Origin of the sequence: Bradyrhizobium sp. B120 (assembly GCF_049075665.1) — a bacterium.
GTDB lineage: Bacteria > Pseudomonadota > Alphaproteobacteria > Rhizobiales > Xanthobacteraceae > Bradyrhizobium.
Genome location: NZ_CP185242.1, coordinates 2,293,931 through 2,315,526, shown reverse-complemented (window position 1 = coordinate 2,315,526; position 21,596 = coordinate 2,293,931). Strand labels below are relative to the sequence as shown.

General features: G+C 59.5%; 16 protein-coding genes, 1 pseudogene and 1 riboswitch. Of the genes and pseudogenes, 10 read left to right on the top strand and 7 right to left on the bottom strand.

Features of this window, described 5'->3' with window-relative positions:
- Positions 1 to 283: 283 nt before the first annotated feature.
- Positions 284 to 511, bottom strand: a complete 228-nt coding sequence (locus tag ACOIX3_RS10765) for a hypothetical protein (RefSeq protein WP_420969749.1) — start codon at positions 509 to 511, stop codon at positions 284 to 286.
- Positions 512 to 2,252: 1,741 nt separating this feature from the next.
- Here ACOIX3_RS10765 and ACOIX3_RS10760 point away from each other — a divergent pair.
- The 3 genes from ACOIX3_RS10760 (at position 2,253) to fixJ (ending at position 4,606) form a co-directional block, all read left to right on the top strand.
- Positions 2,253 to 2,480, top strand: coding sequence for a hypothetical protein (locus ACOIX3_RS10760; RefSeq protein WP_420969748.1), 228 nt, complete (start codon positions 2,253 to 2,255; stop codon positions 2,478 to 2,480).
- A gap of 102 nt (positions 2,481 to 2,582) precedes the next feature.
- Positions 2,583 to 4,013, top strand: a complete 1,431-nt coding sequence (locus ACOIX3_RS10755) for a PAS domain S-box protein (protein ID WP_420969747.1) — start codon at positions 2,583 to 2,585, stop codon at positions 4,011 to 4,013.
- The gene (fixJ, locus tag ACOIX3_RS10750; RefSeq protein ID WP_420969745.1) at positions 4,010 to 4,606 is read left to right on the top strand and encodes a response regulator FixJ; all 597 of its coding nucleotides are present in this window, start codon (positions 4,010 to 4,012) and stop codon (positions 4,604 to 4,606) included. Before ACOIX3_RS10755 ends, fixJ begins: the two co-directional genes overlap by 4 nt.
- Positions 4,607 to 5,001: 395 nt before the next feature.
- Here fixJ and ACOIX3_RS10745 read toward each other — a convergent pair whose 3' ends face one another.
- Positions 5,002 to 5,358, bottom strand: coding sequence for a hypothetical protein (locus ACOIX3_RS10745; protein ID WP_420969744.1), 357 nt, complete (start codon positions 5,356 to 5,358; stop codon positions 5,002 to 5,004).
- A gap of 167 nt (positions 5,359 to 5,525) precedes the next feature.
- Between ACOIX3_RS10745 and ACOIX3_RS10740 the strand changes: the two genes are divergently transcribed.
- The 4 genes from ACOIX3_RS10740 to hemN all read left to right on the top strand — a co-directional run bounded on the left by ACOIX3_RS10740 (position 5,526) and on the right by hemN (position 10,254).
- Entirely contained in the window at positions 5,526 to 6,359 is an 834-nt protein-coding gene (locus tag ACOIX3_RS10740) for a universal stress protein (protein WP_420969743.1), read from the top strand.
- A gap of 673 nt (positions 6,360 to 7,032) precedes the next feature.
- Positions 7,033 to 7,626, top strand: coding sequence for a helix-turn-helix domain-containing protein (locus ACOIX3_RS10735; RefSeq protein ID WP_420969742.1), 594 nt, complete (start codon positions 7,033 to 7,035; stop codon positions 7,624 to 7,626).
- 161 nt (positions 7,627 to 7,787) lie between these two features.
- Complete coding sequence (locus tag ACOIX3_RS10730) at positions 7,788 to 8,417, top strand: hemerythrin domain-containing protein (protein ID WP_420969741.1); 630 nt, start codon at positions 7,788 to 7,790, stop codon at positions 8,415 to 8,417.
- 484 nt (positions 8,418 to 8,901) lie between these two features.
- Positions 8,902 to 10,254: an oxygen-independent coproporphyrinogen III oxidase gene (gene hemN / locus ACOIX3_RS10725; RefSeq protein ID WP_420969740.1), complete on the top strand. Its 1,353-nt coding sequence runs from the start codon at positions 8,902 to 8,904 to the stop codon at positions 10,252 to 10,254.
- A gap of 765 nt (positions 10,255 to 11,019) precedes the next feature.
- Here hemN and metE read toward each other — a convergent pair.
- Positions 11,020 to 13,365, bottom strand: a complete 2,346-nt coding sequence (metE, locus tag ACOIX3_RS10720; RefSeq protein WP_420969739.1) for a 5-methyltetrahydropteroyltriglutamate--homocysteine S-methyltransferase — start codon at positions 13,363 to 13,365, stop codon at positions 11,020 to 11,022.
- Between the two features lie 100 nt (positions 13,366 to 13,465).
- Positions 13,466 to 13,669: riboswitch (cobalamin riboswitch) on the bottom strand.
- Between the two features lie 1,424 nt (positions 13,670 to 15,093).
- On the opposite strand from metE, the gene ACOIX3_RS10715 reads away from it, so the two are divergent.
- The 3 genes from ACOIX3_RS10715 to ACOIX3_RS10705 all read left to right on the top strand — a co-directional run bounded on the left by ACOIX3_RS10715 (position 15,094) and on the right by ACOIX3_RS10705 (position 18,209).
- Positions 15,094 to 15,918 carry a nodulate formation efficiency C protein gene (locus ACOIX3_RS10715; protein ID WP_420969738.1) on the top strand — a complete coding sequence of 275 codons (825 nt, stop codon included), beginning with the start codon at positions 15,094 to 15,096 and terminating at the stop codon, positions 15,916 to 15,918.
- Between the two features lie 817 nt (positions 15,919 to 16,735).
- On the top strand, positions 16,736 to 17,461 hold the full coding sequence (locus ACOIX3_RS10710; RefSeq protein ID WP_420969737.1) for a thermonuclease family protein: 726 nt from the start codon (positions 16,736 to 16,738) through the stop codon (positions 17,459 to 17,461).
- A 31-nt stretch (positions 17,462 to 17,492) separates the two neighbouring features.
- On the top strand, positions 17,493 to 18,209 hold the full coding sequence (locus tag ACOIX3_RS10705) for a carbonic anhydrase (protein WP_420969736.1): 717 nt from the start codon (positions 17,493 to 17,495) through the stop codon (positions 18,207 to 18,209).
- A 520-nt stretch (positions 18,210 to 18,729) separates the two neighbouring features.
- On the opposite strand, the pseudogene ACOIX3_RS10700 reads toward ACOIX3_RS10705, so the two are convergent.
- From ACOIX3_RS10700 to ACOIX3_RS10685, 4 genes and pseudogenes are all read right to left on the bottom strand, one after another.
- A pseudogene (locus tag ACOIX3_RS10700) lies at positions 18,730 to 18,893 on the bottom strand (IS5/IS1182 family transposase); the annotation flags it as partial.
- 33 nt (positions 18,894 to 18,926) lie between these two features.
- Positions 18,927 to 19,517: a hypothetical protein gene (locus ACOIX3_RS10695; RefSeq protein ID WP_420969735.1), complete on the bottom strand. Its 591-nt coding sequence runs from the start codon at positions 19,515 to 19,517 to the stop codon at positions 18,927 to 18,929.
- A gap of 464 nt (positions 19,518 to 19,981) precedes the next feature.
- Complete coding sequence (locus ACOIX3_RS10690; RefSeq protein WP_420969734.1) at positions 19,982 to 20,746, bottom strand: amidohydrolase family protein; 765 nt, start codon at positions 20,744 to 20,746, stop codon at positions 19,982 to 19,984.
- Positions 20,747 to 20,806: 60 nt separating this feature from the next.
- Positions 20,807 to 20,959, bottom strand: coding sequence for a hypothetical protein (locus tag ACOIX3_RS10685; RefSeq protein ID WP_420969733.1), 153 nt, complete (start codon positions 20,957 to 20,959; stop codon positions 20,807 to 20,809).
- Between the last annotated feature and the right edge of the window lie 637 nt (positions 20,960 to 21,596).

The following is a 21,596-nucleotide window of genomic DNA, read 5'->3' as shown; positions in this document are numbered from 1 at the left end:
TTGGCATGCACAAGACCAGTTTGTGAGATCAAATCGTTTGATCCGGATCCGTCTTCCGGACCGACGCTCGGCGGAGCGCCGCGGCGAGGCAGCTGAACGAGCGACAAAAGTCCGGCAAGGTCTGCTTGGTGCCGCGGACAACAGGGCGCCTGCCGAATTGGTGACGGCATCGCAAAGCTCCTCTCTCGAATCAACGCTCGCAATAATGTTTTTGCGATCGCATTTGAATTCGCAGATTGAGTGCGTCATGAAATTCGCGGACCTCTGGCTAGCCGAACTTAAGCTAGCCACCCCATGCCGGCGGCAGTGCAGGCGGGGTTCGAAGCTCCATCGCATCGGCGAAGATGGTCCAATCGCGGACACCCCTTTGCTTGCAGAAGTCGGTCTCCGCCTGCTGTGCAGCAGCACTCAGCGAGGCGGCATCAACCTTGAACGCTGCCTGGCAGGCACGATGCTCGTGGCCGGTATCGTCGCAAACGGTCTTAATGAATCGAACGTTAAATGAAGGCATGAACACCCTCTTCCTGTGGGTTGGCCTATCCTGTGGGTTGGCTTAGCCATGCCTATTCTGCCATTTGCGCCAGAAAAGTATTTGATTTGCCTCAAGCCGCATCGCAAAGAGATTGTCTGTTCCGGTTTGTCGAGATCACGTCGAGGCTTGGGCAGCGCGACGAAAGCGTTCTTATTCTTCTACACAATCCGCAATCGCTAGCTTGACGCGGCTCCGCGACAGCGACTTCTGGCCTGTTCATGCGTTCGACCGATTAAGTTGAGACGCTGATCCGGGAATTTCTCGTCGATACGGTCGAGAGCGGCGTGGACCGTCACGTCCGAGATACCGATTGTTGACCTCCATCGACCCCCTATTCAATCGCCGGCAATATGGCGCCTCAAGGCGTCGCGAATCTTGCAGGCGATGCTTAGTGTTCTCAGCAAGCATTTCCGCAAGATCCGACTAATTGGCCAATCACCGGGCAGAGCCTCTACTGGCGAGCGCCGGACGGCGGGGGCACTATCGGCGGCGAGACCCGCGCGCCCGTGATCGTAGGCAAATGAGGCGAGCCGACCCCATCCCACTTCTGACAGTCCACCCTGCCGCCGCGACCGCAAAGCCGATGATCAGGCCAGTCGCAGCCAAGGTTTCGATAAGCCCAAGGTTCAGGACCTCAGCGCCGAGGCCTATGGCCGCGATCAGCGCCGACAGGGCCACCGACAATGCGAGGCGAGCAATCAATTTATCATCTCCTTCGTGGCTCTCGCAGCATATTGACACATGTTGTCATGGCCCGACGCGCGTGCGGTGCCCTTCAACACTGACACAATCGCGGGTCCGGCATTTTGATTTCCATCAACCCGGCTGCTCGCAGGCTTGTCGCGGACCAAGGCGCGCCCTAGCGAATCACCCGAGTTCGAACATGTTGCCCGCAAGTCGCCTGTCCCGCTCGCAGCGGCCGCTGGCTATCCGGCGCTCTAGACGCGCATCTGCTTTTTGACCTGCATCAATATGTCAGCGGCGGGCTAACGATAGAAACGGCCTTCCAGTCAAGGTCAGACACATGGCAGACAGAAAGACTTGGCGCCCCATCATCTTTTCGTGCCCAAATACCGGCGACCGGGTTCAAGGATTGCTGCCGGACGACGCACCCGAGCTGAGCGCCGACGATCTTCACCCGATAGCCTGCGCCGCTTGCGATGGCGTCCACTTCATCGACCTGCGGACCGGCGCGATGCTCGGGGCCGAGCGTAGTTAGGCCGACCCGAATGACATCAAGCGAATGCGGGATCGTCCCGTTCTCGCTTGAAGACGCTTCTGGGCTCGCAAGGGCGTGGTCGCCCCCATCAACACGCAACGCCTCACGATGACGCCGTAGGACAAGGAGACTTTCCCAACGACGAGGATGTTCGACGTGACAAGCCACGGCGAAACCAACCCGCCGCGGGTACGTTTCGGGAGCCGCAGTGCAGTCCAAATGCTTTAAGAAGCCGATGAAGACTAACCGGCCCTGGCTTGAGCAGGTCCGGATCGCCCCGACCGAAGCCCGGGAGTTGCTTTGCAAGTGTCAGTCCTCATATTTCGGTTGGCGGGAGGACCATCTCGCAGCACGATGGGCGCGACGACGCCATGGGCGACAGAACCCCGGCGGCGACTGACGCGATCGAGACCACGCGCCTCTTGGGCGATTATTGCGCTGCCCCTGCTCGCGCGACGGACACGTGATGTGGTCCGTATTGTTCGGAAGGATGCTTAAAATATGTCAGTCCGTGGTGATGAACTCCGTCCAGGATCTATTGGCAACGTGACCTGGGAACGGGTCGAATCGGCGCCCTTTGATTGGGACCTGGAGATTGCCGTAATCGAAGGTAATGCCATTCACCGGCTCGTCTTCCCTTGCCGCCGGATCTTCGGCGGCTGGGTCAAGGCCAAGACCGGAGAACACGTTGCTGTGCAGCCCACGCACTGGCGCATCTGGCCCAAATAGCGGCGGCCATACATCGACGTAAATTGATACGCTCCTGCCTCCCGTAGCCCCCCGCGGCCCAACGATGTAAAGTCGATCCAATGAGAGGGCCTGCCCGAAGATATGTTCGATCGCAACTGGTACCGCTATGGCACTGCCGCGGCAGCCGCCGCGCTGGCCCTCATGCTGCGCGCAGCGCTAGATCCCTATCTTGAGGGCCGCACGTTCACGATCATCTACCTTCCAGCCGTCGTTTTTGCAGCTTTCGCCGGCGGCCGCGGACCGGCGAGTTTCACTACCCTGCTCTGCCTGGTCATCAGCGCGGCCTTTCTTGGCAAAGGCCTCATCACCGATTCCGCAAACATGATCGATATCGCCGGATTCGCGGTCCTTGGTCCCATGCTTGGCTTCATGGGCGATCGGCTGCGGCGGGAATCGGAGCAGGCGCGGTATCGGCAAGTTCATTTGCAGTCGATCCTGGACACCGTTCCGGAAGCGATGATCGTGATTGACGAGAAGGGCATCATTCGCTCGTTCAGCGCCGCGGCAGTGCGTTTGTTCGGCTGGTCGCCGGACGAAGTGGTCGGAAAGAATGTATCCAAGTTGATGCCGCAGCCCTACCGCACCGAGCACGACCGCTACATGGATCGTTATCTGACCACGGACGAGCGGCGCATCATCGGCATCGGCCGCATCGTGGTCGGCGAGCGGAGCGACGGCTCGACCTTTCCGATGGAGCTTGCCGTAGGTGAGGCCAAAGTGCGCGACGAACGCTTCTTCACTGGCTTCATCCGAGACCTGACCGAACGGCGGGCGCAGGAACGGCGGCTGCAAGAGCTGCAGTCTGAGCTCGTGCACGTGTCGCGGCTGACCGCCATGGGTGAGATGGCATCGTCTATCGCCCATGAAATCAACCAGCCGCTTTCCGCCATTACAAACTACATGCGGGGCGCAAAGGCTGTGTTGGCGTCAGACAAGCCGGACGCCAATCGCATTGGTGATGCACTGGAACAAGCCGCCCAACAGGCTCTGCGCGCGGGCGATATCGTCAAACGCCTGCGGGAATTCGTTGCCAAAGGCGAGACGCAGCATTCTGTGGAGAATCCGATCACGCTACTTGAAGAGGCTGTTGCGCTGGCACTTCTCGGCGCCAAGGAACAAGGCGTGCGCGTGGCGATCAGCAGCGACCCCGATCTGCCGTCAATGATCGTCGACAAGATCCAGATCCAGCAAGTCGCGCTGAACCTGATACGCAACGCAATCGAGGCGATGGCGTCCTGCCCGCGCCGCGAATTGACCGTCGGAGTTACCAAGGTCGATGGCCTCGCCAGGTTTACCGTTGCCGATACGGGTCCCGGCATCAGCCCCGATATCGCCGACCGCCTGTTCCAGCCCTTTGTCACGACGAAAGAGCATGGCATGGGCGTGGGACTCTCAATCTGCCGGACAATCATCGAATCCCATGGCGGCCACATCGTCGCGGAAGCGAAGCCGGGCGGCGGCACGATTTTTCAGTTCACCCTGCCATTTGCGGAGATTGGTGAAGAAGCATGACTGGGCGGCGCATTCTTGTGATCGACGATGACGCCGCGATGCGGGACTCGCTCGCGTTTTTGCTTGATGTCAACGGTTTCTGCGTAGCGACGTATGAGACGGCGATTGAGTTCCTCGATGAGGTCGCGAGCGGTCCGGCCGACTGCATTGTATCAGACATCCGCATGCCGGGCATGAGCGGCCTCGAACTGCTCCGCAAGCTGAAGGCCGACCGCGTCGGCTGTCCCGTCGTCCTGATAACTGGCCACGGCGACGTATCGCTCGCAGTTGAAGCGATGAAAGCGGGTGCGGTCGATTTCATCGAGAAGCCGTTCCAGGACGAGGGTCTATTGCGTGCCATCAATAGTGCCTTGGAAGCGAAACCAGCCGATGACGCAGCGAAGCGGCAGGCTGAAGCCCGCCTCGCGGACCTCTCGTCGCGCGAGCGTGACGTTCTGCAGGGACTACTAGCCGGCAAGATCAACAAGGTGATCGCCCATGATCTTGGCATCAGCCCCCGGACGGTCGAAGTTTACCGCGCGAACCTCATGGCCAAGACAGATGTCCGCAGCATGTCCGAGTTGATGCGGATCGCCATCACCGCGGGGCTCTAGCAGCATCGCAAGCGGCACGATGGCTTGTTCAAGGTGCGTGGATCAGGCGATGAACGGTGGTTCCGGGAGCAACGCTCCGCACCGGGCTGGTGATGTTGTTGGTGGCGGTCGTTTGGACGAATTCGTCGATGAATGATCCTCAGTCGCGGGGACGTGAGACGTCATGGGCACATCGCGGCGGAACCTTCAGCACAAGCCGCGACCAACAAACCGGCATTGATCAGCGAGACGGGCCCCCGGTGCGGCAGATCCGCGCACGGCTGTCGCGCTGACGTCCATCTGCCCCGATCTGCGCGACGACGTCGTCGAGCGCATCGATACCGATGGCAGCAAGAGAGGCCCTCAAGAGCACCTACTCGAAGTGATGGGCGCGTTCGAGCCCAGGACTGTTCTCATCAATTCCGGGAAGCGCCGATCTCGGACACAAGGGTGCCGACGCGACTGCTTTTGTCATCCATCGCCGGCGAGCCGCGCTGATGGATTGGCCGCAGCAGTTCGCGAAGTTCGAGCATTGGCGCATCCCGCTCCGCCGCGGCGAACCGGCCGTTCATCACCTTGGTTGCTGGCTTGTCGTTCCTCGCGTTCAGCATACACCTGTTTGCCTCAACATGAATGTCGACCGACGATGGCGAGGAATGGACGGCATCCAGGGTTGCTTCGCGGCCCCGATCGCCGCACTGGTATCTGCGACGGAATGACCATGCCGAATCGTGCAGTACTGCGGCCGGCATTACCGATGCAACACATGTCATGCTGGTTCCTCTCTGCTTGACTTGGCATCACACCGTCACGCGAACTGCTCCGTGGCCGGTTTGATCGTACTCAAACAAAATCAACGACGGCATTTGAAGCAGATCAATTGCCCGGCCCAGATTTGTGCTCCGGTGGGCAGCAGGCCTTTCATGCCCGGAGAACGGCAATGTTCGGGACCATATTGGTCCATCTTCCTACGGAGCTCCCGGTGCGGGCTACGGTGAACGGTGCGATTTCCTTCGCACTGAGCACGGGCGCGCATCTTGACGTGGTGGCGATCGGCTATGAAAGAACTATTGTTCCGCTCGTTGGGCTCAGCGGAACGGCAGTCACCTCGGTCTTCGAAGTCGAGCAGGCGCGCGCGTTCGAGCGAGCCGAAGCGGCACTTCATGTCTTTGATCTGCAAGCAAGGAATGCAGGTATTTCCTACACGAGCCGCGCGCTGAGTGCGGTTGCAGCCGAGGCGCGCCGGATCATCTGCGCGAGCGCGCGGGTCCACGACATGACCATCGTCACACAGCCTCAGAGCGGCTGTGACAGCTACGATAACGTTATTCCCAGGAAGATCCTTTTCCAGGCCGGCGGGCCCGTCCTGTACCTGCCATACACCTTCCACGGGGCTTTTTCGACCAGACGAATCGGGATTTGTTGGGACGGCAGCCGCCGTGCGGCCCGCGCATTGCACGACGCGATGCCGCTGCTGCGCAAAGCCGGCGCGCTCACCATCATCGCGATCACCGCTCCGGACAGGGTGCGGGCGGAAAGTTCCGCCGACCATTTGGGACAGTACCTTGCAAGGTCAGGGCTTCCTGCAAAGGTCGTGTCGCTCCCAGCATCCTGGTCCGCGCAGCGCGCCCTCCTTTCGCTTGCAGCGGAGGAAAGCCTCGACCTGCTGGTGATGAGCGGATACGGCCACTGTCGGCTGCAGGAAAGGTTGCTCGGCCGCATCTCGGGGGACATGCTCCGTGCAATCACCATCCCGGTCCTGATGTCGCATTGAGAGCAAGAATTGTACGGACGACATGCCGCCAGATCCTGGATGCGGTCTGAACGCCGTCGCGATCGGCGCAATGGCGACGCCACCGCCCCGATCAGCAACAGGACCGCCGCCTCGCGGATAGTCTTTTTACCGGCCAACCGACGATGCCCGAGTTCAGCTTCCGGCCAGGCCAGGTCGCGATTTCCTCCGGCATCTGAAATCCTGGAGAGCAAGCCCGGCTGTTGAGCCAGGTCAACATGTCACGCGAGCCGAGTGCTATGATCCACTCTCCCAATCAGGATCCCACAAGCGCGGATCAGATCATGACCAAGCACGTCGTCCGAATCGGCCCGCGCAAATCGATCCGGGATGCCGCCAATGTCTGCTGCCACCAGCATGCAGCCTCCGATCCGAAGCGGCCTAGCTGATTTTTGAGCGTGTTTGAGCAACCAAGGGACCGTGCCGCACTCATTCAAGACGCCCTCCTCATAGGACTTAGGTGTAAATACTTAGGGGTTTTTACTTAGGGGAAACATCCAAATTTCCCAGTTCGTTACGAGCGGCCAATCTGCGTACCATCGACGTTCGCAAGATTGAGTTCGCCATGTGCCCCCAGGCCGCCAGTTTTCACGAGATCAGCCGTCATCCGACTAACGTCCTGCGTGGGAAAGCTCGTAGCCATGGACCGTTTGGTATGATTGCCACACCGATGCGCTTCACTCTCAATAGCGAGATCTACGGCGAGAACGAGGCAGCGGAATACCTATATCAGGTGGTGTCGGGTGCGGTACGGACCTACAAGATTCTACACGATGGACGTCGTCAGATCGGTGCGTTCTATCTGCCCGGTGACATCTTCGGCTTCGAGGCCGGAGAAGGCCATATCTCTTCGGCCGAGGCGATCTGTGAGACGCACCTGCTAATGGTGAAGCGCACCGCCCTCATTGTTCGCGCCAGTCACGAGAGGGAACTCACACGACAGCTGTGGGAGGCGATGGCGATCGAGCTCCACCGCTTTCAGGAACATCTGATGCTCTTAATCAGCAGCGCTGAAGAGCGGGTCGTGACTTTCCTGCTCGATATGTCTCGTCGCACTACGAACAACGCTGCCATCGAACTGCCGATGTCACGGCGAGATGTTGCCGATTACCTTGGTTTGACGATCGAAACGGTGTCGCGCACCTTTACACAGCTTGAGCAGAATGGCGTGATCGCCCTGCCGACCTCACGCCGAGTCGAGTTGCGTCACGACAGATTGCCCAGCCGTTTTTTGCAGAACCTGGGCTAAGTTGGTTTGCGCCAGTGCAAGCACCACGGTGAAATGCGCTACTTCTGTGCGACGAACAGCGCGGACAGATTGCTGCGAGTGAACGACACCGAAACTCGGCGATCTAGCACGAATGGAAGAATCGCATTTAAAATTCGATTGTTCCTCCATGGAGCACCGCAATGATCATCGATTTTTTGCTTCGAGAGCATCGCAACATTGACCTGCTTCTGGTCGCCCTCCAACGTGAATTGGAGATCTTTGAGCATGGGATCCGTCCTGACTACGAGGTCATTCGCGCGATCATCAGCTACTTCGAGGTTTACCCGGAGGTGTACCATCATCCCCAGGAAGACTTGATTTTTTCCAAGCTCAAGACTCGCGACCCGGACGCGGCCGCACTCGTCGGCGATCTCGCGCATGAACACCAGGAAGTCGTTGACCGTTTGCACCGCTTCGCTCACGCTATTGATGGCGTCCTCGCAGATCGTGAAATCCTTCGGCAAGACGTCGGCAACATCGTACGCGACTTTATAGCAGGCGAGCGCTACCATATGATGTGGGAAGAACGAGATTTCTTCCCCGCTGCCCTTAAGGCTCTATCGGCTCAGGATTGGACCGAAATCGCTTCCGCCGTCACCGATCATGGGGATCCGCTATTCAGCGAGACAGCGGAAGCGACTTCCGATGCGCTAAGAGCGCACATTCTAGAATTGGAGCAAGAAGCTGAAGCCGAACGGAGCTCGGTCGCATTCTTGCCCTCGATGGCCGGCAAGCCGCTAAATGTCGCCGAGACGGATGGCCCGTATTGATCGCTGGCGTTTCATGAGAAGAAACCGCTTATGCTCATCTTGTTGAAATGAAGGTGGCGATGCTCGCCGGCGCACGCTGCCTGCACGGCCAGGACGGCTTCTGCGCTCGATCATCGCCTCCTTCAGCCACCGGTCGCACACGGCATGGCCGAACCTCTCCGCAGCTCGGGGGCCGGCAGGTTCCATATCGTGACCGTCAGCACGACAGTTGGCAGTATCGCTCGGCCTGCGCCGCATTGATATCGCGCGAAACGGGTGTCACGCACGTCCGCCGACCGATAAGGACGGACAATTGCGACCGCGCGGAGCCCGGCGCGTGACCGCTTCATCGCGATCAAAAGTGCGGTATACGCCGCGGGCATGCTCTACCAGTCTCGGTTTCAGGGTCACCATGGCCATCAGCAACCCGGATATTTTGAGCCAGCGCAAAGCTTATGTGCCGCGTGTTCGGTAGCCTGGCGAGGAAGAAAGGCAAGGCATCTGAATGCGACCGGACTTGGCACAATCCTACGGGCGGCACCGGCTGCCGCGTTACACCAGCTATCCGACGGCCCCGCATTTCTCAGCGTCAGTTTGCGAATCCGACTACCAAACGTGGCTCAGGTCGTTGGGCACCCGGCAATCCGCCTCAATCTACGTGCACGTGCCATTTTGTCGAAACATGTGCTGGTGTTGTGGCTGCCATACATCTATCACGAAACGCCAGGAGCCGATCGCGAACTATGTAGCGGGACTGCGTACTGAAGCCTACCTTGTTGCAGAAACCGTCGGTCAACGACAGCCGATCTCTCACATTCACTTCGGGGGCGGCACCCCGACGATCATGACACCCGAAACGTTTGCTGATCTGGTCGGTTCGTTGCGCTATTGGTTCGCTGTCCTGCCTGATGCCGAGATCGCCGTGGAGATCGATCCACGCATGTTGAACGAGCCGATGGCCGAGGCGCTAGGCTATTGCGGGGTTAACCGGGCGAGCCTTGGTGTCCAGAGCTTCGATCCAGTTGTTCAGCGGGCCATCAATCGTGTGCAGAGCTTCGCAGAGACCGCGACTTCGGTCGATCGGTTGCGCCGCGCCGGCGTCGGCCGGATCAGTTTCGACCTGCTCTATGGCCTGCCCCAGCAGACGGTCTCTTCGTGCCTGGACAGCGTCGCCAAATGCCTCGAGCTGCATCCGGACCGGTTTTCGACCTATGGCTACGCGCACATTCCGTCCTTCAAGAAGCATCAACGCAAGATCGATGAATCCACCCTGCCCGACAGTGTCGAGCGGCACCTCCAATCCGAAACGATCGCGGAAGCTTTGGTTGATGCTGGATACGTACGCGTCGGCATCGATCACTTCGCCCTGCCCGACGACAATCTCGCCCAGGCAAGGCGGGAAGGCAGGTTGAGGCGCAATTTCCAGGGCTATACTGACGATGGCGCGGAAGCGCTCATTGGTCTGGGCGCCAGCGCCATCGGCCGCATGGAACAGGGGTTTGTCGCGAACGCTGTCTCGACAAAGGACTACCTCGCACGCATCACCGAGGATCGGCTCGCCACCACGAAGGGCTATTTACTGACGGATGACGATCGCTTCCGTGCCGAGATCATCGAGCGAATCATGTGCGACATGGCAGTCGATCTCTCCGAGACCTCCCGTCGTCACGGCAGGGATCCGAGGTTGGCCGTCGTCGATCATTCCAGGTTCGACAGCCTTATCGCAGATGGCGTCGTGGTCATTGACGATGGCCGGCTTTCCGTAGCCGATGGCGCAGAGTTCCTGGTCCGGAGCGTCGCATCGGCGTTCGACGCTCACCTTCCTCGGTCCCGGGCCACACACAGTCGGGCGGTCTAAACCGACCAAGCCGAACCGAGCGGTTTCGGAGTCCGAAATCGACATCACCGAACCGGCTTATGCGTCGGGTTGGCACCAATCGCACGACCGAAGAGCATGTTTTCCCGCTGCGAGTTTACCTTCAGGCGTCGTCGTCACACCTTCTCCATCTGGCCGCACAAGGATCTCAAACAGAGGTTGGAACCGAGACTTGACTATCGGATGGACCCGGTGAACCAATGACTGCCTGAAGCAGGGTCTCAATCAATAGCAAGGCGCTCATTGCATTGGTCACGACTATAAGATCCTTGCGGTCGGCATTTTTCGTATAGTCTCGCTGATCGAGCATATCGTTTGCGGGCAGGAACGCACACCAACGTGCGCTTAATACCCGTGCATGCCGCGACCGCCCGGCATTGCCGCCCAAATTTACTCGACCCGGCAAAGCGTCGCGAAGTGCCTATCAGCGGCAAACCTTGGTGTAGATTTCTAATCCCAGGCGATATCGGCCGCATACCACGGCATAATTGAGCTGCGTTGAGCTTGTGCTTTAACTGGGTTCAGATTTCGGCGAATGTCCTCTCCGTGATCGAGCCGTCGGCTGTCCTCCCTGCGCCGATGGAAGTTCGGCGCGATGCGTAGCAGCGTCGCTCCTCCCAGACTAGACTTCCGCCCGGCCGCTAATGGCGGCCGGGCTTTTTGTGCTCATCAAAACTCCCTCGCGATGATCAAGAGCGCAAATGGCCCACAAGCGGATCAGCTTTCTTGACGAGAGACCAGGCTGGATCAGCGGCCTACTGGATCGGATGCAGCGCGCAGTTCGCGGGCGGCAGCGACCATATTGACCAGCGCGGGGCGAACCTCCTCCCATTTGCGCGTCTTCAGGCCACAGTCAGGATTGATCCAGAGCTGCGAATCCTGCAGCCGCTTCCGAGCCAGCGCCATGAGCTCCTTCATCTCGCCCGTCTCGGGAACGCGTGGAGAATGGATGTCGTACACGCCTGGCCCGATTTGATTTGGATATTTGTAGCTCCTGAACGCGTCAAGCAGTTCCATTTTCGAGCGCGAGGTCTCGATCGAAATGACATCCGCGTCCATTGCAGCAATTGCATCGATGATGTCGTTGAACTCCGAGTAGCACATATGGGTATGGATCTGGGTTTGATCGGCGACGCCCGATGAGCAGATGCGGAAGCAGTCGCCGGCCCATTCGAGATAAGCAGGCCATTCCGATCGACGCGATGGCAATCCTTCGCGCAGGGCAGCTTCGTCGATCTGGATCATGGTCGCACCAGCATTCTCGAGATCGCCGACTTCGTCTCGGATCGCGAGCGCAATTTGACGGCAGACCTCGCTTCGGGGAATATCGTCGCGAACAAACGACCAGTTCAAGATCGTTACCGGTCCGGTCAACATCGCCTTCATCGGTTTCTTGGTTAGTGATTGTGCGTAGCGCCACCAGTCTACGGTAATCGGCTGCGGCCGCGAGACATCGCCAAACAGGATCGGCGGCCGGACACAGCGCGAGCCATAGGATTGCACCCAACCGTTCTTCGTAAATGCGAAGCCGGCGAGTTGCTCGCCGAAGTACTGCACCATGTCATTTCGCTCGAACTCGCCATGCACGAGCACGTCCAGACCGATGTCCTCCTGCCAACGTACGGCGCGCGCCGTCTCTTCCTTGAGGAACTTGTCGTATTGCTCGTCGCTCATCGAGCCTCGCGCATGCGCCGCACGGGCATTCCGGACGGCAGTGGTCTGCGGAAACGATCCGATCGTCGTGGTAGGAAAAGCCGGTAGTCCGAAGCGCTTGCGTTGGATCTCGGCACGACTGGCAAATGGGCTGGCGCGCCCGCGCATGGTCCGGTTAATCGCTCCGAGTCGGACGGCGACATTGGGATCACGGATCTTCGGCGAAGTGCGGCGGATGGACGCGGCACGCTCGGATTCCGCAAGAGCTTTCGCAACATTCTGGTCGCCTGCGAGTGCCCGCGCCAAGGTCGCAAGCTCGCGCATCTTCTGAACCGAGAAAGCAAGCCAGGTCTTAACGTCGGAAGCGAGCTCCGTCTCGAGTTCGACATCGACCGGCACATGAAGCAGCGAGCAGGATGGGGCGATCTGGACGCGATCCTTGCCGAGCTTCGCGATTGCGGGATCCAGCCGTTGGCGGAGCGCCGACAAGTTCGACCGCCACACATTGCGGCCGTCTATGACGCCGAGCGACATGACGAGATCATTCCGGCTGCCAGCAATGATCTCGTCCAATAACTGTGGCGCGCGAACCAGATCGAGGTGCAGCCCGGCGACAGGCAGGCGCAAGGCGGTGTCCAGATTGTCGCAGAGGTCGCCGAAATAGCTCGCTACCATGATCTTGATGGCCGGCCCCTCCTTTGCGAGCCGGTCATAGGCATGGAGCAAGGATTTTCGCGAGCTCTCATCCAGATCGAGGACGAGGCAGGGCTCGTCAAACTGAACCCAGTTTGCCCCGCGTTTAGCCAATTCCTGCAAAACCTCGATATAGACCGGTATCAGGTCATCCAGCAGTGACAGTGGCTGGAACGCAGGATCCGCACTCTTGCCGAGCTTTAAGAATGTGACCGGCCCGATCAGGACTGGGCGAGTCTGAAAGCCAAGTGCCTTGGCTTCCTCATACTCATCGATAGGTTTGCGACAGGACAGGCTGAACGTTTGTCCGCGGTTAAATTCCGGGACCATGTAGTGGTAGTTGGTGTCGAACCACTTGGTCATCTCCTGCGCGGGTGCGCCATACGCGCGCGGTCCGTGACCGCAACTCGCATCCTGCCCGTCGCATTGTGAACCGCGTGCCATGGCGAAGTACGTCTCCAGCGAAGCGGATCCGGCTTTCGGCACGTAGATTTCCGGGATGGCGCCAACCATGACACTGGTGTCGAGCACCTGGTCGTACAGCGAGAAATCGTTCGACGGAATGACAGTGACACCGAGGGATGTCTGGCGAGCCCAGTTCGCAGCACGCAGGCCAGCTGCGTCCTCGAGCAACTGCTGTTCGCTGACTCTTCCTGCCCAGTAGCTTTCGAGCGCGAGTTTGAGCTCGCGCCTTGGACCGATGCGCGGCGTTCCGAGCGTGGCAACCGGAAGCGAGAGAAGAGACATAGCGTTAACCCCATATTGGGGGCAAAGGCCATGGCGGACGCAGGCAGGGAAGTCGCGCGAGCGACGGCTGCTTGGCGCACCACCGGGGCACCCCGCCCGTGGACGAATATACTGCCGGGGCAGGTCTCCTGGCTCGCGGGTCATCGCCGCTGTCCGGCCTTCCCGAAGCCGCGCAGGCTTCAGTGACTCTGTTGGACAGCGGCTCTCCGCTCACAGTTGCGGGGGCAGCGCCGGCATTGGCACCGGCTTCCCTCTTAGCTCCGGATCAAGTGGGACCCGGAGAACCTCGACGACTTGGATTATCGGCAAGAGAGCTCTTCCGTCAACCTCTCAAATTAAATGTTGTGGCCTCTCTTATGCGAATGATGGTCCGCCTCCACCATGGATCTCGATGTAGAAGCCGCTCTGCAATCATGAATATCACAATGACCATATCAAATGGTGCGTTGACGTTGAAGCCGCGCGTCAGATCTGTGCAAGAGACAAATGCGGCCTGCGCGATGAGGGCTATTGCGTCGAGCAGACGGTCTTCATGTGAGTCAGCTACGGTTCATCAAGAACGCGACCCTGCGTCTGCCTTCTCCACCAACAACCAAGGATCGGCGTTGGCAAGCGCAGGACATATGCGAACTCCAACAGCATACTCAGCGAGCATATTGTCTTACGATGCCAGCCAATTCTGGCAGGCGTCACGTTGGTCTTTCTTGGCGATACTGCCTAAGCAAGCATGTCGAACCGCCTTAACAAGAACAGAGAGGCCCGCAATGAAAATGGCTGTTTGGAGTGCCCTAGGCGTCTTTTCTGTTGGCGTCTTTGCGGTCGGTCTGTTCGAATGGATGATAAGGCCGCTTATGCGTCAACCCGTTAGACGGATACTCGCGAAACTATTGATCAGCTCAAGCCGAAACTAGCACGGCTCGACGCCCCCTACCCGCTTACGAAAAGTCGATAAATGACGGGCCGATAAACCTGCCATCGCGCGTGCGCAGCGAGAAACGCCGTCTCATCCGCCTGCTCGAGGGGTGAACTTCCTTGGCATCTATTCCAAATGCTCGGTGCTGAAAAGCGACTTCGCGTCGTTGTGGGCCCGTAGAGTGCCAAGCACAACCGATCACCCTCGAAACTCCAGGAGCGCCCCATGGCCGCGAAGGAGCGCCAAGACGCCGCAATGGACGCCTTGGCTGCAAGTGCCCAAAGGCATGGCAGGGATCGAACGCCGACGTTGTCGGCAACGACACCGACCCGAACGGTTCAATGGCGGTACACCTTCTCCCAATCGCCGCCGGGAACGTGGCGGGAAGGCGTTCGCCTGCGCTGTCGAAGATCCAGTGCATGACAGGGATAAATCGTGGAGGTCGCGGCGGATAGGCCGAATGGAAACATCAATACGTTCGCAAGTCGGAAAGCCAACAAAGACGCCACAAATATGGTGCGAACTGCCGCCTATTACCTGGCACGAAGAATGCAGACCCTCGGCCTGCCCAGGCTTCTCCTCCTGGGTAGGTCCAGCATCGCAAATTGAGGCTTTGGCTGGCCATCGAAGTTAGCGGCGCGTGACATCGAGGGGACAGCGCCTGCTCGCGCGGGACACTGGCGGGCGCCCGCGTCACGTCGCCGCTAACTTCTTGCGATCGCGCATAGCGCGTTGAAGGTTGCTCCGCTTTGGAATTGACGTGTAAATGAAAACCAGATGGGCCGGCGGTTATGAAGAAAATATCTGGAAGACGCGTGCTTTGGTTCTATCTCGGTCGATCACTGATCTGCCTGGCCGCGCTGGCTGCGACGAGCAACAATGTTCGCTGCGACGACAACGCCCTTGTCGAACGAGTCAAGTCAGTGTGGCGAGCACAGGACGGTGACACGATAGAACACATTATCTCCAAGGTCTCGAAGGTGGCGCAGTTCGTTCCTCAAACGTGGGGAGTCGCTGAAGGAATTGACCGAACTGAGTACGTTTATCTTCTATGGACCAGGCACCGGAACCACAAATCAGACGAACAGTACGTTATTGCTTGGAAGATCGCAGTCGATGGGACGATTAAACTTGCGTCGACGTATGCAAAGCCGATTGAATTGGGCTGGCGCGCCTTGGCGCTCTCGTTGATCGCCAGTGAAATCACAGATGGCGAAGAGGACGCAAATCTTCCATTTCTGCATGATCCGGCCAACTTCAACTTCGTGATGACCGCGCAAGGCAAGCTCGGCAATCTTCTGCGGCACGGGCGCTGCAATATCATTGAACCCGTTGAAGTGGATTACGTGCCAAAGCCGAATGACAAGCCGGCCGAGAAAGGTGATCTGTGGCGCGTTTTGCTTTTGGTGAACTGCAATATCCCCGGGCCCCATTATTTTACCCATAACGGGGTCATCACCTTCGAGAAGAGCGAGGGACAAGATTGGGCGCCGCAATCCTTCTTTGCCAAGCGTATCGCGGCCTTTCCTCCTGGCGCTTGGTTCGATCGCATAGAGCCAAATGAACGGGAAGCACTCGAGGGAGCGCGAAAGGCCTCGGCAAATGGTCGCACAGAGCAAGATCGCGCTGCAGCTCCTTGACGCTGAGCGCGTCGGAGCAACGGCAAACCACATGCGCTCTGAAAGTTGACGTGCCCTGTGACGTTTCCGCAAATAGACCGCGAGCCTCCCTCGCAGCCTTCAACCCGTCGTGAGAAACGTCAGGCAGCACTGTTGGCTCGGCTCGGTCCGCGAGGGAATCGACCCGTGACCAGGCGGCCGCGTGCCACCTACGAGAGCCGGTTTGACCCCCGCCATACGCATGCAGTGAGAGGACGCCAATCATCTGCGACGCGACCAGCTCACCGTGCCATTGTTCACGGAACTTGGCCTGGAGATGCTCGGGAGACCCAAGTCCCGATCAGGCGTGCGCGCAGCGCAGCGCGCGACTGCTGGCACCCATAGGAGCGTGAGCATGAGCGACGCCGAAGGCGGCACGCGGGACCGGGTGCAGCGGCGAGACCGCTAATGAGGGCACCCGGCAACGGGGAATGATAACGACGCCGGCATACTCCATGACGGCGGGCCCCTTTTCCTGAGGTTTGACTTCCTCATGGCGCGAGGAGGAAATCCCCCATGCGCAGCTTCGCCGAACTCGCGGGCCGAGCGCGATGCATTGGGCAGAGAGAGACCGTCGAGGCCGGAAGCATGCCGCAGCACGCACTCCGGAAGAAATCGCTTGAACCTCACCTTGCGTCAGGACGTAGGGTGGAATCCACGACCAAGCCCTCACAAAGAAAACGCCGGATGATGCAGCACAGGCCAAATAACGGACATGGAAAGATCAGGCAGCCGAAAGTGGCGGCGCCGGATTGTGCGGGTGTCTGACCGGATGGACCAAGAGCGAAAGGTTATCGGGATGAAACGCCGCGTGATGATGGCCGCATTGCTCGCTATCATAGCATCTCCGGTTTGCGCGGCGAAACTCAGCGGGCCTCCGCGCGTCATCGACGGCAATACGATCGAGATCGAGCAAACCAAAATTCGGCTTTCGGGCATTGACGCGCCAGAGACTGATCAGATTTGCCTCGACGCCCATGGCCAGAAATGGGCTTGCGGCGTAGCTGCTCGCGATGAGCTTATCAAGCATTCGAACGGACGAACGTGGGATTGTCATACCACAGGGGCAGACGAGTACGGCCGGTCACTCGGGAGCTGCTTCATCGCAGGCGAGGACGTGAACGCGTGGATGGTAAGCTCGGGCTGGGCGCTGTCATGGGGTCGATTTGCCCATACCTACGTTATCTATGAGGTTGTGGCGAGTAATGCCTATGCGGGCATATGGTCGGGGGCGTTCATCGCGCCTTGGGACTGGCGTCACCGCAACAAGGCGACGATCATTATTGGCTCGAGCTCGATACCGGCCGACGCTCAGGAACTCCTGCTCGGATCCGCTTTGCTATCGGACCCGCCCTCACCCGACTGCCTGATAAAGGGCACCGTGGGCCGCAAGGGCGAGCGCATTTATCATTTGCCCGGGCAACTCGATTACGGACAAATCGATATGACGAAGAAGCTGGATGATCGCTGGCTCTGCAGCGAAGCAGAGGCCGAAGCCACGGGGTGGCGCAAATCCGTACGATGAGTGACACATGCACCCAAACCGTTCCCGGAACATGTCTTATCCGATCACGATCGTGCCCTCGCGCCGCTCGCTGCTGTTATTCGCTGTTTCGGCGGTTGGCATGCGGCTTGGCAACATTGTTGACGCGAAGGAAGCAAAAGGGCCGCCCAAGCCGGACAACCTGCTTTCGCCTGATGCTGCGCTGAAGCGGCTATTGGAAGGTAATGACCGCTATGTCCGGGGCGCATCACGAGGCGGCGATTTGAAAGGCGAGCGCCAGGTCTTGGTCGACGGGCAAAATCCATATGCGGCGGTTCTGAGCTGCGCCGATTCTCGCATAGCGCCCGAACTTGCCTTCGACAGCGGGCTTGGTGATCTGTTTGTCTGCCGCCTCGCCGGCAATTTTGCCAACGATGACACGGTCGCCAGTATGGAATATGCCGTCGCCGTTCTGAACACGCCGTTGATCATGGTACTCGGTCACGATCATTGCGGCGCGATAGACGCCACGATCAAGTCTCTCAACGACGACAAGCCGCCGCCGGGGCGTATTCCATCCCTCGTCGCGGCGCTTGCGCCTGCGGTAAAGGAATCTCGCCAGCAACCAGGTGATACGTTCGCCAATGCGACCCGGCAAAACGTCGTCGATAACGTCAATAAACTCAAATCGGCGGGTCCGATTCTGAACGCGGCAGTTGGACAGAACAGACTGAAGGTGGTCGGGGGTCTGTATCGGCTCGACACCGGCAGGGTCGATCTGCTGAGCTGACGCCGGCACCTTCGCGCGGCGCCCAGCCGCATGCAGGCCAACCAGGGCTTCTTGAGCCCCGCGAAATTCGCTCATCGGTCGGCTGCAGATCCGTTCCACAATTGTCGTACAGCTTCGGGATAAGCTTTGATATGCGCGGGCTCGTAGTCCTCCTCCTATTCTTCGTACTTATGTTGGCAACGCGTGGCCATCACCAAGATAATTCCGTGCCGCGGCCGATAGCGTCCATGCCTCCCCGTTAATGCCCGAGCCAACAGCGTTGACTGAAGCTGCAGAGCGCGCTGCGAGGCATGTCGGGGTCTGCGCTCGGTCTCCAGGACACGCGAGAAATTCCAGCAGAGTATTCTCGCCGGCTCATCCGCTATGGCATCGATTTAGATAGGCCCGTTTAGGATCACCCGGCTCAGCCAGGGCTGAAGATCAGATAGAGCAGGATTGCGAGCACAACAGCTGTCCAGCCGGCTGACGTGAGGAAAACTGTTACTCGCGTCGGCATCGGAGGGCTATTCCTGCTCTAGGATTTGGTCGTCTGGCCGCCGCGCGAACGCCCGACGGCCTGATTTTGAGCCCGCTCTTGCGCGGCTGGGGTGCCGGCGCGGACGAAGGTGGAATCGACGATCAGGTATTCAAAGTTCGGATCGTCGTCAACGCTTCGAACATGCGCAACCAGACACCTAGCCTGGTTGCGCTGCGCCGGTTTAGCCATCGCCTAGAGTCTCATCCTTGCCGCGTAAGCCTGACGAACCCTCCTTGAGCTAGTTCGGCTTTGTACAGCTTGCCGTCGAGCGCGATAGTTGTTGGGTGGTCAGGGACAGGCATGTGATCCGTCTCGCGCAGCTTCTCGATCAGGGCCAGCGACGCCCACTGCTCCGGCGGCGGGACACCGTGAACGCGGGTCTCCCGGAAGAATGCTCCGAAATCTGGCACCCCTTGCGGCCCGTTGCCAATTCTCTGGTCCTCCAAAGGATGGTGGATGAGACGAGTGCCGCTGGTCGGGTCTTGCGTGGCCGTGTAGCGGTGACCCCGGATCTCGTAGGTCATCGTCGGCTGGTCCGCGTCCGGCAGGAGACCGTGGTGGGACAGTCTGTCGATCATTTGTTGCGGGGCGGGTTGAGAGCCGTGAGAAAATCTCTGGGGAGCCGCCCATGAGACATCATATGTTTCCTCAGGCGGAGCCAATGATGGCCCCGCTTCGTTTGCCCTTGCTTCATCCATGACCTGACGAAGGAAATCATCATCCGCTTGATTCCAGGCGTACTCACCGGGAGACCTTGACGACCCGGCACCGTCAGTTCGGTTGAAATCCATGCAACTCTCCTATCTTGCCTTGGGAACATGGTCTCTTGCAGATCCGCCCGATGCGGTAGCCCAGGTCCGTGACCGAGAGACCAGATTTCACGCTAGTAAGGCTGACTGTCCAGAAGCTGACGAGTTTCAGGAAAACAGCTGTGCCGGCTCGCATGCCGTGGCCTGCCGCGCCTACGCGCTGATGGAGATCTCAGTCAAATTCGGATGCAGGAGCGGCGGCGGCTCTTCCGCGTTCGCGAGCTTCTCCCTCAACCTCGCTTTTCTGGCCTCGAGCCGCATCTTTGACCATTCAACGGAGATGGTAGCTTTGCGTCGATAAAGGATGAGCTTCCGCGCATCGAACGTAGACTTGGAAAGCTGTGGCTACCATCAAGGCCGGCGGGACGATCGAAGCCGTCGCCGTGGACATGAAGCGTCAGTCGTGAATAGCGGATCACAGCGCGCGGAATCTTGCCGCACAGGTCCTAGCTGCGGAAACCGTAGAGGGCAGCAGGGGTCGCGCTAAGGATCCGTCCTCTTGCGTCATCGTCGGGGACGAGCTCCTCAAGCCAGTCCAACGTCTGTGCATAGGTTGGTGCATAGGCGTGCGCTGCCGTCACGTGCGGCCACTGCGACCCCCAGAGCAGCTGTTCCGGCCCGAGCCTCTTCAGCAGCCGCCCCGCCGCTGCCTTGGCCCAACCATCCGCGACACGTCCGATCCCCGCCAGTTTCACCCACACCTCGGCGCCTTCAGCGAGGGCCAGAAGTCGCTCCAATCGAGGGTCCCAGATCGGATCGCGAGTGCCGTCCGCGAGTCCGAAGTCTCGGAACACCAGGCGATGGCCGTCGGCCAGCAGCGACTCTGCGAGGCCCTCTCGTCCTTCGACCCCGCCGGACACCTCCAGGTGGAAGCCCAGTTGAAGAGCAGCCTCGAAGGACTCAGCCAGCGGATCACGATCATCAAGGGTTACCGCCAAACCCACGGCGCCCGATCGGGCCCACTCCTCCATGACCGCAGGTGCCAACGACTGCATGAGGGGTGGAACGAGTCGCACCGGCATTTGGGCCCGGCTCGCCTGGCTAAAGAGCTCCATCGGGTCGCCGTGCAGGAAAGTGGGTTGGACCAGCACCAGCCCGGTGATCGCGCAGTCGCGCGCCGCGCTTTCCAGCCGTTCCAAGGTGCCGTCGATGACGGGCGTCGCCCGCCGGACCTCTTGACGGAAGGCGTGAACCTCGCAGTCGATCCTCATGGCTGGCCGTCCCAGAGCGCAACCGGCAGAGCGCCGGCTGGTCCGCAGTGCACTCGAAAATCACAACTCGCTGACGGCTGCCCGGTGACCGCGGAGACTCGCGAGCTTCTGCTTGAGCACGCGGCGGACGACGTCGCGCCGCGCGTCCAGCTCGAAGCGCTCATTCTCCACGGACGCGCCGATAGAGCCGCGTTCGAGGTAGAGGACCCGCACGCCATTGTATCATTAGCTCGCTGTAGGTGTTCATTTGGTTATTAGTTCAGGAGTTCAAGTCTTCGCCCATTTCCCTTAGCGCGAACGAGAAACAGGGACAATGGTGCCAAATGAAGCAGATCAAATCCTTCGTACGTTTCGCACGAAGGTGCGCGCAAGTTCGGTGCGTCAGGCATAGATTGCTCCTTCTTCAGGTTTGGAATTCGATATCTGGCGCTAGTATCCAGAGCTGAGTGATACGGGGCCTTTGAAACCGTGTTGACGGACCTTTTTGGTCCAGACGAAGGGCTCGGCTTTGTCGTTGTTCGTCGTCGACGTAAGTGACTGGCCCCACGCCGACGGCGAGATGCCCGTTGGTGGAGAGGACGTTGACGACGTTGCCGTCCTTGTCGAGATACATGTTGGCGGTGGCGCCCCTCGGACGGTCTCGCGAAATCGAGGAAGATCTTGCGGCCGTCGGCGAGCTGGATGGTCATGGAGCCGCCGACGCGTTGCGCGGGGCTGACCGTCGCGAGACCGACAACGCGTTGCAGTGGCTTGCAAATCACGGATAGATGCCTGGATTGCCAGTGCTCATTGTGGTTGTAATCCAAGCCGGATTGGTGATTTGGTTTATCTCAGAGCCGGAATCCGCCAT

Coding starts and splice junctions, on each gene's coding strand:
- ACOIX3_RS10690 (WP_420969734.1), bottom strand. CDS start 20,746: ATGAGGATCGACTGCGAGGTTCACGCCTTCCGTCAAGAGGTCCGGCGG.
- fixJ (WP_420969745.1), top strand. CDS start 4,010: ATGACTGGGCGGCGCATTCTTGTGATCGACGATGACGCCGCGATGCGG.
- ACOIX3_RS10740 (WP_420969743.1), top strand. CDS start 5,526: ATGTTCGGGACCATATTGGTCCATCTTCCTACGGAGCTCCCGGTGCGG.
- ACOIX3_RS10760 (WP_420969748.1), top strand. CDS start 2,253: ATGTCAGTCCGTGGTGATGAACTCCGTCCAGGATCTATTGGCAACGTG.
- hemN (WP_420969740.1), top strand. CDS start 8,902: ATGCGACCGGACTTGGCACAATCCTACGGGCGGCACCGGCTGCCGCGT.
- ACOIX3_RS10755 (WP_420969747.1), top strand. CDS start 2,583: ATGTTCGATCGCAACTGGTACCGCTATGGCACTGCCGCGGCAGCCGCC.
- ACOIX3_RS10710 (WP_420969737.1), top strand. CDS start 16,736: ATGAAACGCCGCGTGATGATGGCCGCATTGCTCGCTATCATAGCATCT.
- metE (WP_420969739.1), bottom strand. CDS start 13,365: ATGTCTCTTCTCTCGCTTCCGGTTGCCACGCTCGGAACGCCGCGCATC.
- ACOIX3_RS10730 (WP_420969741.1), top strand. CDS start 7,788: ATGATCATCGATTTTTTGCTTCGAGAGCATCGCAACATTGACCTGCTT.
- ACOIX3_RS10705 (WP_420969736.1), top strand. CDS start 17,493: ATGTCTTATCCGATCACGATCGTGCCCTCGCGCCGCTCGCTGCTGTTA.
- ACOIX3_RS10745 (WP_420969744.1), bottom strand. CDS start 5,358: ATGACATGTGTTGCATCGGTAATGCCGGCCGCAGTACTGCACGATTCG.
- ACOIX3_RS10695 (WP_420969735.1), bottom strand. CDS start 19,517: ATGGATTTCAACCGAACTGACGGTGCCGGGTCGTCAAGGTCTCCCGGT.
- ACOIX3_RS10765 (WP_420969749.1), bottom strand. CDS start 511: ATGCCTTCATTTAACGTTCGATTCATTAAGACCGTTTGCGACGATACC.
- ACOIX3_RS10735 (WP_420969742.1), top strand. CDS start 7,033: ATGATTGCCACACCGATGCGCTTCACTCTCAATAGCGAGATCTACGGC.